Origin of the sequence: Moorena sp. SIO2C4, assembly GCF_010672485.1 — a bacterium.
Taxonomy (GTDB): domain Bacteria; phylum Cyanobacteriota; class Cyanobacteriia; order Cyanobacteriales; family Coleofasciculaceae; genus Moorena; species Moorena producens.
Window position 1 is genome coordinate 1 of the sequence record NZ_JAAHGN010000137.1, and the last position, 10,700, is coordinate 10,700.

9 protein-coding genes, 13 tRNA genes and 1 pseudogene are annotated in these 10,700 nt (G+C 42.8%); 5 read left to right on the forward strand and 18 right to left on the reverse strand.

Annotation, left to right across the window (positions count from 1 at the left end):
* A partial coding sequence (locus tag F6K20_RS10140) for a TMEM143 family protein (RefSeq protein WP_287294587.1) occupies nt 1-998 on the forward strand: 998 nt, incomplete at its 5' end.
* Nucleotides 999-1,143: 145 nt separating this feature from the next.
* Here the strand turns inward: F6K20_RS10140 and F6K20_RS40575 are convergent.
* Both F6K20_RS40575 and F6K20_RS10145 read right to left on the reverse strand, forming a co-directional pair.
* On the reverse strand, nt 1,144-1,350 hold the full coding sequence (locus F6K20_RS40575) for a QAALIT motif small membrane protein (RefSeq protein WP_502708828.1): 207 nt from the start codon (nt 1,348-1,350) through the stop codon (nt 1,144-1,146).
* 81 nt (nt 1,351-1,431) lie between these two features.
* Entirely contained in the window at nt 1,432-2,853 is a 1,422-nt protein-coding gene (locus F6K20_RS10145; RefSeq protein ID WP_287294589.1) for a GTP-binding protein, read from the reverse strand.
* A 248-nt stretch (nt 2,854-3,101) separates the two neighbouring features.
* On the opposite strand from F6K20_RS10145, the gene F6K20_RS10150 reads away from it, so the two are divergent.
* Entirely contained in the window at nt 3,102-4,112 is a 1,011-nt protein-coding gene (locus F6K20_RS10150; RefSeq protein WP_287294590.1) for a PAS domain S-box protein, read from the forward strand.
* A gap of 124 nt (nt 4,113-4,236) precedes the next feature.
* On the opposite strand, the gene F6K20_RS10155 is transcribed toward F6K20_RS10150, so the two are convergent.
* The 16 genes from F6K20_RS10155 to F6K20_RS10230 all read right to left on the reverse strand — a co-directional run bounded on the left by F6K20_RS10155 (nt 4,237) and on the right by F6K20_RS10230 (nt 8,316).
* Nucleotides 4,237-4,545, reverse strand: a complete 309-nt coding sequence (locus F6K20_RS10155) for a hypothetical protein (protein WP_048815331.1) — start codon at nt 4,543-4,545, stop codon at nt 4,237-4,239.
* Nucleotides 4,546-5,163: 618 nt separating this feature from the next.
* Nucleotides 5,164-5,237, reverse strand: a tRNA-His gene (locus F6K20_RS10160).
* Between the two features lie 44 nt (nt 5,238-5,281).
* The gene (gene ybiA, locus F6K20_RS10165) at nt 5,282-5,758 is read right to left on the reverse strand and encodes a riboflavin biosynthesis intermediates N-glycosidase (RefSeq protein WP_008188429.1); all 477 of its coding nucleotides are present in this window, start codon (nt 5,756-5,758) and stop codon (nt 5,282-5,284) included.
* Nucleotides 5,759-5,947: 189 nt separating this feature from the next.
* Nucleotides 5,948-6,020 (reverse strand) — tRNA-Thr (locus tag F6K20_RS10170).
* Between the two features lie 54 nt (nt 6,021-6,074).
* Nucleotides 6,075-6,710 carry a hypothetical protein gene (locus F6K20_RS10175; RefSeq protein ID WP_008188427.1) on the reverse strand — a complete coding sequence of 212 codons (636 nt, stop codon included), beginning with the start codon at nt 6,708-6,710 and terminating at the stop codon, nt 6,075-6,077.
* Between the two features lie 365 nt (nt 6,711-7,075).
* Nucleotides 7,076-7,152, reverse strand: a tRNA-Met gene (locus tag F6K20_RS10180).
* A gap of 2 nt (nt 7,153-7,154) precedes the next feature.
* Nucleotides 7,155-7,228 (reverse strand) — tRNA-Leu (locus tag F6K20_RS10185).
* 4 nt (nt 7,229-7,232) lie between these two features.
* Nucleotides 7,233-7,306: transfer RNA gene (locus F6K20_RS10190), tRNA-Pro, on the reverse strand.
* Nucleotides 7,307-7,310: 4 nt separating this feature from the next.
* Nucleotides 7,311-7,384, reverse strand: a tRNA-Leu gene (locus F6K20_RS10195).
* A gap of 175 nt (nt 7,385-7,559) precedes the next feature.
* A tRNA-Gln gene (locus tag F6K20_RS10200) sits at nt 7,560-7,632 on the reverse strand.
* A gap of 28 nt (nt 7,633-7,660) precedes the next feature.
* Nucleotides 7,661-7,734, reverse strand: a tRNA-Phe gene (locus F6K20_RS10205).
* A gap of 31 nt (nt 7,735-7,765) precedes the next feature.
* A tRNA-Asn gene (locus tag F6K20_RS10210) sits at nt 7,766-7,838 on the reverse strand.
* Between the two features lie 4 nt (nt 7,839-7,842).
* Nucleotides 7,843-7,917 (reverse strand) — tRNA-Glu (locus tag F6K20_RS10215).
* A gap of 4 nt (nt 7,918-7,921) precedes the next feature.
* Nucleotides 7,922-7,992 (reverse strand) — tRNA-Trp (locus F6K20_RS10220).
* 4 nt (nt 7,993-7,996) lie between these two features.
* Nucleotides 7,997-8,071 (reverse strand) — tRNA-Met (locus F6K20_RS10225).
* A 171-nt stretch (nt 8,072-8,242) separates the two neighbouring features.
* Nucleotides 8,243-8,316: transfer RNA gene (locus F6K20_RS10230), tRNA-Asp, on the reverse strand.
* Nucleotides 8,317-8,891: 575 nt separating this feature from the next.
* On the opposite strand from F6K20_RS10230, the gene F6K20_RS10235 reads away from it, so the two are divergent.
* The 3 genes and pseudogenes from F6K20_RS10235 to F6K20_RS10245 form a co-directional block, all read left to right on the forward strand.
* Nucleotides 8,892-9,635: an urease accessory protein UreF gene (locus F6K20_RS10235; RefSeq protein WP_287294593.1), complete on the forward strand. Its 744-nt coding sequence runs from the start codon at nt 8,892-8,894 to the stop codon at nt 9,633-9,635.
* A 278-nt stretch (nt 9,636-9,913) separates the two neighbouring features.
* Nucleotides 9,914-10,039, forward strand: coding sequence for a hypothetical protein (locus tag F6K20_RS10240; protein ID WP_267872098.1), 126 nt, complete (start codon nt 9,914-9,916; stop codon nt 10,037-10,039).
* A 288-nt stretch (nt 10,040-10,327) separates the two neighbouring features.
* Nucleotides 10,328-10,700: pseudogene (locus F6K20_RS10245) on the forward strand (response regulator); the annotation flags it as partial.

Genomic DNA, 10,700 nt, shown 5'->3' on the forward strand with positions numbered 1-10,700 from the left:
TTAAAAATATCCTGGAACAGGCTGTGTCAGAACACTCATTGATTGAACTAAAGACTGAGATAGATTTTGATGACTTTGAGGAACTAGTTTGCTATGGTAGAGGAGACAAATCTAAAATTTATTTTTTGAACAAACTTTTAAAACCAACTGAACAAAACATTGAAATCTATGAACGAGTAGTTTTATTGATTAAATTCAAAGATAAATCTTATTTTGAATCAAAAACTTCTAAAAAACTGAAAAATCTCAACTTTGTTCCCGGTAAAATTTATGTTTATCTCTATGGCAATATTCCCAAATTTGATCTAGAATTCTTATTTCCAAATGTTCAAATAGGAATGACCTGGAAAGACCGCCTATTATTTGGTTTACCTGCCATTGGAGCTGCCATTCCTCTTCTGGTCAAAGTTCTACCCCAACTTATCTTTATCCTGGGAATAATTTTGTTCGCTATGGGAGTGGAAAGCTTCAGAATTGACCAGGAAAAATCCCATGATATTATGGCTGTACTGCTCACTACTTTATCTGTGGTGATCGCCTTCGGCGGATTTGCATTTAAACAGTACACAAGTTATCAAAATAAGCAGATTAAATTTCAAAAAAGTGTTACCGAGACCCTTTTCTTCAAAAATTTGGCCATTAATGCTGGTGTGTTTAAGTCTTTGATTGATGACGCTGAAGAAGAAGAATGTAAGGAGATTATTCTAGTTTATTATCATTTATTAACTAGTAAAAAGCTACTTAACCCTAAAGAGTTGGATAACCACATTGAAGCATGGATGGATGATAAATTTGACACCAAAATTGACTTTGATATCAATAATTGCCTGCGTAACCTCGAAGAAATAGAGGGCAAAATTGTAAAGGATAACCTAGAACAAGGGAGTAGATGTCCAATCCCTCTGCTGACCTATGATCACCAAGGTCGTTGTCAAGTCTTACCCCTACAGGAGGCTAAAACCTTGATCGATTATGTTTGGGATAATGCATTTGGTTAACCATCTTTAGTCTCCTCTAAGATTCATGGTTCATAGTTCATAGCAACAGTACTAATCAAAACTAATGAACCATGGACAATTAACTATGGATAATTAACCAGCCCACAACCCCCAGAAAAATCGGTTTGGAACACCAACCGATGGTCTAGCTCAAGACATAGACAAGTTTCACGTCTGAGGGTGACAAATTGGCAGGCTGCTGAGTGTCTGGTTGTGTGAGGTTTGCAATTAGGTGAAGCAATAAAGTGAGCATGGCGGCTTGAATTAGTCTTTGGAACATGAGTGTTCTCCTGAATCCCGATGGGCTGGCAGTGATTTTTCTCTGTTGAATATCTACAGAATATCTACACATTCCCAATCTACGACTCCGGTAAAAAACTTGTCAGGTATAAAATTTAGGTAAAATTATGGAAAATTAAGGAATTAAGTCTTATCACTCTACTAGCTGTCTTTCCAATTCTTGCCGCAGACGGAAAAGAATAGTGTCCGACTCCACCCGGTCTAGAATTTCTTTAATGACGGTACTTGCTCCTAGTGGTCCGAAAGAGCAACCTTGTTCGAGATAAACCTGTGCCGCTTGACCAACAGCATACGCCCCATAACCGGCAATTCCAGCTTGGGTAATTGCTGCCCCAGCAAAGGCACCCAAGCCACTCGGACCGATAACCACTGATGCACTCTTACCTACACCAAAAAGCACACTGGTACCCAGTTCACCTAGCAGTAAGCCTCCAGAACTGATCAAAATCTTTTGCCATAGCTTACCTGCTTCATAGCTAGTCATAGGTAGACCATACAGCCGCGCTAGAGAACGAATCATCACCAAGTCAGTCAGAGTACCCCCTAACACATCTAAAATTCCAATCGGATTGAGGGCGACTGCTAGTGCTTTATACTTGGCAAACTGCCAGATTAAGTCTTCTGCTTCAGTTTTGTGTAACTCAATGGCTTTTTTTGCAATAGTATTCTGAGTATTGCGGGCTTGAAATAGAGCGTTGAGGGCTAAAAGTGATCGCCCTTCTCGGTTAAGTAGACTGAAAATTTTCTGTTTAAGCTGATCCACATTCGGAGGTGGAGTTTCCCATTCATAGGTCACTCTACCATCAGGCCACTCCACCCGTACTTCCATAGAAGCTGGTTCTGCTGCCACTAAGACAATCTCATCCGCTGACAACATCTTTTGTAAACGCCGATCCTTGGGGCTACCGGTACCGAGTTGTTGCAACTGTTGATAAATTGCCTCCCGGTCTTGTTCTGGATAGAGGTCAATTTTGTTAAATACCAAGATTAGAGGCTTTTGGCTTTGCCGCAGTTCACAAAGAGCTTGATATTCAGTGCGAGTGATATCACCAGCCACCACAAATAAAATTAAATCCGCTTGGGATACCACCTCCCGTGCCATCTGCGCCTTTACTTCTCCATGAATTTCGTCCAATCCTGGCGTATCAATCAATTCCAAGAGGACTTCACTGTCGGAGCTAGGTGTCCAGCGTACTGACTTGGGCCATTGAGTGACACCGTGAATCGGACCAGTTTTAAGAATTTTTTGTCCCAGCAAGGCATTTATTACCGCTGACTTACCACGACTAACCAAACCAAAAGCGGCAATGCGAATCAATCCTTGGTCAAGTTTGTCTAGGCTAGACTGCAAAACCTCTAATTCAGTTTGCAGCAAGGCTTGCATTTCCACATCAGCAGGATTCCCCTGGGAACGATGAAAATTGGTGTACCAGGACAAGGCTTGCTGTAAACTGGCACGAGTGCGGTTGAAGAGAGTTTTCTGCTGGTTGTTGGTGCCATAGGATGTCTGATTACCACCAGCTGGTTTAGATTGGGAAGATCCAGGATAACTCAAGGTTAAATAGGGAAAGACCAGTTACAGTTACTATTTTTACCTAAGCCTTGATGAGAAAATACCCATTATCCGATAGCAATTACCTGATACCAAGTTGCAGTCAAAGAATAAACAAAAAGGAATTGGGAATTAGGAAATTTCCCCCAATTCCTCCTGACCCCATAGGTAAATTAAACGTCAACAACGCCACTTGCTATAAGCCTGTAGACTAATGTGGGATTGGCGCAGGCTGATTGATGGAGGTAAATATGAGTGATGTGAATAAATCTAAACAACAGCTGATTCAGGAAGTGAAAGCACTGCGCCGACAAGTGGATCAACTTAAAGCTACACGAATCGTCTTCAGTGCTCAACATCAGCTATTTAAAACCTATGCCACCATGATGCAAACCGCCTCTGGCTCCCTGATGCTTAGAGCTTTGTTACAAGATATACTCCACGTTGCTGGTCGGCTCACTAAGGCAGAGGAGAGTAGCCTGTTTTTACTCAATGCTGATGGTATGGTCACTGAGAGTCTTCTAGCTCGCGGTGCAACCCTCCCACGATATAAAAAGCAGATCATTGGTCAGGTTCTAGACCAAGGTTTAGCTGGTTGGGTTAGCCGCCATCGGGAAGTTGGGCTGATCACTGATACTATGGATGATGACCGCTGGCTTACCTTACCTGGTCAGCCCTATCAAGTACGCTCAGTATTAGCTGTTCCTATTCTCAGGGGCAAGAGGTTATTAGGCATTATCACCCTAATGCATTCCCAGGCGGAACACTTTGGTGCTAAATCTGCCCGTTTAATGGAAATGACTGCTGAGTCCATGGCTTTGATCTTAGAGAATGCTCAACTCCACAGTCAACAACAACACCTAGGGCAACAGTCTCCTCAGAACTATCAAGTTTTCTCCCCACCCAATCAGCTCACTGAGAGTTCAGATAATTTCTCTTCCCTGGGAATTTACATAATTTATAGTAAAGGCGATTTTCTATATGTTAATCCCAAAATGGCGGAAATTTTTGGCTATTCCTTTGGTGAACTTATTTCTCTGCAATCCTTACTACACGTGGTGGCAGAAGACAAGCGTAAATTTGTGGATGAGCGAATAACTAATTGTCTTCAGGGTCAGGGTAAAAATCTCTACTTTACCTTTCCTGCTCAGTGTAAAGATGGCAGCAAGATTAACGTAGAAATTTATGGTTCCCGAACTAAATTATACGGTAAGTTAGTAATCATTGGAGCTTTGCGAAGACTTAATAATTTAAGGGGTTAAGTTCTATGATGTTTGCTCGATTATGTTTGCTCGATGGTGTTTCCTCTAGCAATACTATTGCCCTGAGATATAGTCATCGGCAGGTTTAAAAAAATAAGTTTTATAAAAATTATGGATAGTGTCTCTAATTTTTTGATAGTTTAGAGCTGATTCGCTTAATATTTCTGGAACGGCTAGCAATGGTAGCTTTCCCTTTACCGATTTGTACAAATACTTTACCAGAGAAAAGATTACTGAGAGCTGGGCGTTGGTAAACTACAAAATCATCTAGCTTTGATGTTTCCTCAAACCCCATCTCGGTCAGAGCATCATTGAGAGCAGCAGTAAAAACTTTCTTACTCCTGAATTCTAGGGATACTGTAACGGTTCGATTGAAGTAGGTACCTAATAAACCACCGATTAAGCCAAAAATTATACCAACACTATAGGGCATCCCTGTCACCAGACTTAGCCTCAAAACTTGCGAGGAAAAGACAGTGGTAATTAGGGTTGTACAGGTGAAGTAGTACAAGAATGTTATTAATAAACCAGGACCGAGCTGCATAGAAATTTTATTTGATGTTATAACTATACATTTGCCATTAGTTTAAGACATTTTGAATCTGTTTCAACAGGTGCGACCCGTGGCGAATTTAATTCTTAATGGGTCAAGCGCACCTTTGTTTTTTCCAGAGCGCGTTCGCGCTCTGCTGACCATCTCCATCTTCCGAGAGAGGTAAATCTCGGTCTCTATCCAGGGATGGATTGGGGTAGTGAACGGATTAACATACCTTAGTCTAGCTGATCAACTGGTTCACAGGGGTTGATCAAGTTAGCGATCGCGTGTAGAAGGGAAATCCACCAGGGAGGTACTGCCCCTCCTACCACTGCGTTATCAGCACAGTGCCTCGCTTTTCGGCTTCTGGTGGCTAGAGGAAGATGGAGGAATCGAACCCCTACAACATCGCTGCCGTACCACGGTTTTCAAGACCGATTGCCGTCCACTCGGCGGCATCTTCCTTAAGGTGCGCTTTCCGTTGGCGAATTAAATTCGCCACGGGTCGCACCTAAGGGTGTCTGACGGGACTTGAACCCGTTATGACTGGTTCCACAAACCAGCGCCGCGACCACTTTGGCTTCAGACACCAAGTTGTTTAAAACAATACAAAGTTCTAATTATTTAGTGCTAATTATTTAGGATTGCTATCGTTAGCATCAAGTTCCTTGTCACGCAATATTGCCCTGACTGTCATTAAAATCTCTCCTAGTTTGTTTTTCCCACTACCATCAGCACCACAACCCCAGTAATAATCTATGGGTGAATTCTCAACAATTAGCTGATCACCTGTAGCAAGTAGTAACTGGCGAAGATCACCATGGGTTTCAAATTTTTGTAACACTCCTCGCTGCATAATCTCATCTTTGACTTTTTCCCAATCATCACGAAGAGGATGAGAGCGATTGCGTCCCATTTTTGCTGCTTCCTTTGGTGTTTTTGCCTCACGTATTTTGTCATACCAAGAGGAATCAGTAGTCACAAATTTTTGGGCTTGGAAGAAATGCTCACTAGTCGCCCACCACAATTCATCTAGCTCAAAGCCATGTCGGGAGAAGTTGGAAAAACAACCATAGGGTTTTTGGCGAGTACCGTAAAAATAGATTGTCATAATTGTTGCTGAATAATGAGAATGCTGACCACTCAGCCAGGTGGAAACCTCAAGGTTTTATGGAACCTAAAACCATAGTCCCTGGATTTTATCGATGGTTGACTTTTATGGTTTGAAGGTTGATAAGCTAAGGTTTGATGATTGAGGTTTAAGGGTTAACCGTTAACCTTTGACCTTTAAATTTAGCTTAAGATGGAGTCGGATTTGAACCAACAATCAATGATTACAAATCATATGCTCTACCAATTTGAGCTATCCATCTTACTTAAAAACCATAAATTTAGAGATTTTCGAGTGACCAGCACGCATCACCATTTTAATCAGGAATTTCGATCATTGTCCTAGCATTGCTGATCGAGAGTACTCGATCAACTGTTGACTTGAACTGTTCAATAAAGGTTTGTCGTCTTTCAAGTTCTTCAGCCAGGTTAGTAGGATCCAGTAGTTCAACCCCTTCTCTAGCTAGAAAGCTATCTGACAAGGATTGATACTTCTGTGAACCAACCGATGCATTCTGTCCTAGCACTTCCAGAGCTAGTTTATCAAGTCTGTCTTTGACTCGTGCTTGTGCCGTCTTATAGTGATTCAGGGTTTTAGTATATGCTGACTGCATAGTACCGATAACTGCTTCATAATACATGATAAACATCTTCATCTCAATGGCTTCTGCCACAGTCATCTCTTGGTCAGCAACCGTAACCATTGTAGACGCATTGGATAAGACAATTACTCTCTTGATCGTCCGCCTTCTGGCAATCAAGGCATCCACTTTTTGCAAAGCTGCTTTAGCTTTTATCTCATAATCTTCTCGTGATTTGAAGCCTGTTGGCACTTGACCGACTTCAACCACAGAAATTAAGGTGTTGTTGTCCAAAGCTGCTCTGGCTGAGTCAATGCGCTTTTGCAGCAAGGTCAACTCTGCTAGAGCATCTGTGACAGTCATAGTTGTCATTTTACCCTCCTTATCTCTTCATTTGTATCTCCTAGCTCATCACTTGTCAACCATGGTGTTAGTGTCAGCATTCAGCTCTCAGCTGTCAGCCGTCAGATTAAAATAAACTTCGTTCGCGTACCGTGCGCATCCCACAAACGGTAGAATTGAATAGTTCGACATTAATGACAATTGAAAGTCTGGTAAAAAGCCCATTAAGCATCCCGCATAAGCTGATAGCTGATAGCTGATAGCTTACGTTATTTGTTATTTGTTATTTGTTATTTATTATTTGTTACTTTATAGTTTTTACTTGACAAACCCCTTTCAATAACTTTCAATAATAAGTATTCAACCAGAGATGATATTACATCATGGCTGCAAATTGGTGGCAGGGGTGAGAATTGCACTCACTGATTTCCAGGTTATGGGCCTGGCGAGCCTACTCTTGCTCCATCCCTGCGATACCCCTGGCAGGATTTGAACCTGCAAGACACTCGTTCTGGGGGAGTGATGTCTACCAATTGCATCACAGGGGTAAAGTCGGGGTGACAGGATTTGAACCTGCGACATCTTGCTCCCAAAGCAAGCGCGCTACCAAACTGCGCTACACCCCGTTAGTACTCCTGGTGGGAGTCGAACCCACAACTGACCGTTTTTAAAACGGTCGCCTCTGCCAATTGGGCTACAGGAGCATATTTGATACCAAGTTGCTATCAAAATTGATTTGGTTTGAAGGTTGAACGCGATCGCGTGGCCTTAAGGCCTACGGTTGTTTGGTTGTTCGCCTTTGGCGTCCGAAGTAGGGTAGGTTGTTTGGTTAAAGCTTACAACCGGTTAACCTTCAACTGCTTAACCTTCAACAATAGAATGCCGGAGTTGGACTCGAACCAACCTCTCCGTGATTCAGAGTCACGGCGACTTGCCAATCGTCCATCCGGCATTGAGCACTTGCAATAGCAAGTGACAGCCCCCCAAGGTCGGCATCGAACCGACGACCTCTCGCTTTTCAGGCGAGCGCTCTACCCAACTGAGCTACCGGGGGATACAAAGGAGAAAGATCAAACCCCTCCTGACTGCCCTGGCAGGAATCGAACCCGCGACCATCGAGTTAACAGCTCGCTGCTCTTCCAACTGAGCTACAGGGCATTCATCGTGCCGACGGGGATCGAACCCGCAATCACCTGCTTGAAAGGCAAGCGGCTTAACCAAATTTGCCTACGGCACGGGAGCGCGGAGACTGAGATTTGAACTCAGATCAACGGTTTTGGAGACCGTCATGTTGCCAGTTACACCATCTCCGTATGTGGTAGCAGCGGCGGGACTTGAACCCGCACCCACCTGGTTATGAGCCAGACGCTCTACCTTTGAGCTACGCTGCTTGGAGTCACTGCTTGGAGTCACTGATTGGAGCAGGATTTGCACCTCCAACCGATAAAAGCGACTGCAAAGAGCGATGCAGAGGTGCGACCCGTGGCGAATTTAATTCGCCTACGGAAAACGCACCATTACGGTCTTGGGGGTTTCCCCCATGAGCGACTGCATCAAGACAGCGAGGCTGACGGGAATCGAACCCGCGACTTCCTGTTCGACAGACAGGCGCTCTGACCGTCTGAGCTACAGCCCCAGGACTTGAGCAGTTTATCCGTTGGAGTTTAGATCAATCTTTTAGATAAATCTTTGAGTTCACTCTGTGGGGAATCAACCCAAGGGTCTATCCCCACGTGATGAGCAAACACAGTTATATCCAAACATGAATCAAAAGGTATGTTACATATTTAGTTGTCAAGGTTCGGTGTAAGCTTTGGGATTCGAGCTTTTTGACTCTTTCCTCTGCGCTCTGTTTATATACTACATAAATACTACAAGCGGTGTCAAGGGTTTGGGCAAACTTTTTTTGGAAATTTTTAGGACTTATGTGGATAGCCCCCTAAACCTATATATATAGCGTTATTTTATAATAATACACACTATATGTATATTTAGGGGGGTAACTCGTAATTGCCAGAGGGGCAAGGGATGGTTGAACGGATGTAATGGATGACAGGATCGAGCAGGTCTCGATCAGGAGAAACATGTTACTCAGTTGTTACTGGTGCCTCTTCCCCCTCTTCGGTCTCTTCTTCAATCCTGAAGGAGGGTGGGATTGGGATTCGGTATGATGTACAGACAGTGCACTATGGCAATAAGCAACAAGCAAGAATGCATTTAGATCCCCTAGTCCCTAATTCTTTGTTGAATCTTTTGCAACTGGCTAGTCCCGTACTACCAGTGGGTGCTTACGGCTATTCCGAGGGTTTGGAAACGTTAGTTGATATTGGTGTGATTCACAACCAGGCTACTCTGCACCAGTGGCTAGAGCATCAACTGCGCTATGGAGCCATTCGATTAGAAGGTTATGTTATGGTCCGAGCTTACGAAAGTTATGGCAAAGGGGATTTAGAGGGTTTGAACTACTGGAATGCTTGGGTAAGTGCTGCTAAGGAAACTGCTGAATTGCGGACGCAAAGTTGGCAGATGGGTAACTCGTTGATGCGGTTACTGCTGGATTTGCACCCACCCAGTGAAACCATTGTGGAGAGAACTCATGTAACCTCTGAACCAAATGTAATCTCTCTACACGATGTAGCATCAGCTGTGGGTCAACCCTGTAATTATGCGATCGCGTTTGGGATTGGGGCTGCTCACTGGCACATTGACATTACAGCCACAGTCTTAGGTTACTTACATAGCTGGGCATCTAATGTGATCGGTGCTGGGGTCAAAGTGATTCCCCTTGGTCAAACCGTTGGTCAACAGCTACTCCTAGCACTCAACCATAGACTTACTCTGACCACCGAAGATGTTTTAACTTTGGCGGATGAAAAATTAAGTAGTTGTGGCTGGGGATTAGCCCTGGCAAGTATGGCTCACGAAACTCAGTACACACGATTATTTCGCAGTTAATTCTTTTGAAAATAAATAATCCTTTTTTTAAAGACTTAATAAAGTTAGCTATATTTTGTTGCTGATGTTACTGAGAGATGCTAGATTTTCTAGTTAGCAAAGTATCCTACGACAATTAGCGTATCTTAAGACTTATATCATAGTTATGATTAAGCCAGAATAAATAAAGTTAAGTTTAATTAATTTTATTTAAAAAACAACCTTAATGAAGCTAAAATTTATCAAGGTCAGCTACTAATTTACCTTCATTTTGGCTAACCGAGTTTTGCTTATGGTTAGTGAAACTCGATAATGGTGCATCTCCACAACCTTGGCTTGACTTGTCTGCTAACATTACCAGTTTGGTGCATTCCTACAAAACCATGATTTACGGAAAACTGGGCGAAAAACCCGATATTTTGTAAACAATATACAAATATAGTGGCTGCGTAAGTTCTGAAAACTATACACAATATCAGGATTCACAATATTATAATTCACAATATTACCTATTAGGTATCTAGGTATCTAGGTATCTAGGTATCTAGGTATCTAGGTATCTAGGTATTAATGAAAACAGGAACTATTGACAACATCGGTGCTAATAGAGGCGCTATAAAACTATGATTATTACTTGTTAATTATTCATTTTTAATTGTTAGTTAATAGTTACTAATTACTAGTGGCATTGCTATATATCCATAGAGACACCAATGACGACTGACAAATTATTGACTACCGACAAACTGGCACAACAGATTCAAGCTTGCGCAAAGGCGCAATTGACTGGTCGGTTGAAGATTAAAGATCCCCACGGTCAGCAGTGGAGTCTTTCTTTCCACTTGGGTCGTTTGATTGGGGGTGCTAGTAAAATGCATCCGATTCGTCGTTGGTGTCGGCAGTTGTCTGTACACTGCCCAGAACTATCAGCATTTCCTGTGTGTCAGGGATCGTCGGTTCAGCCGGTGTATTGGGATTACCCATCTCTAGCAGAACTAGTCAGACAGGGGAAAGTACCGCTAAAACAGATGAGGTCGGTTGTTGTTGGCAACTGTACAGAAATAGTTTTCGATATCATCCAACGGC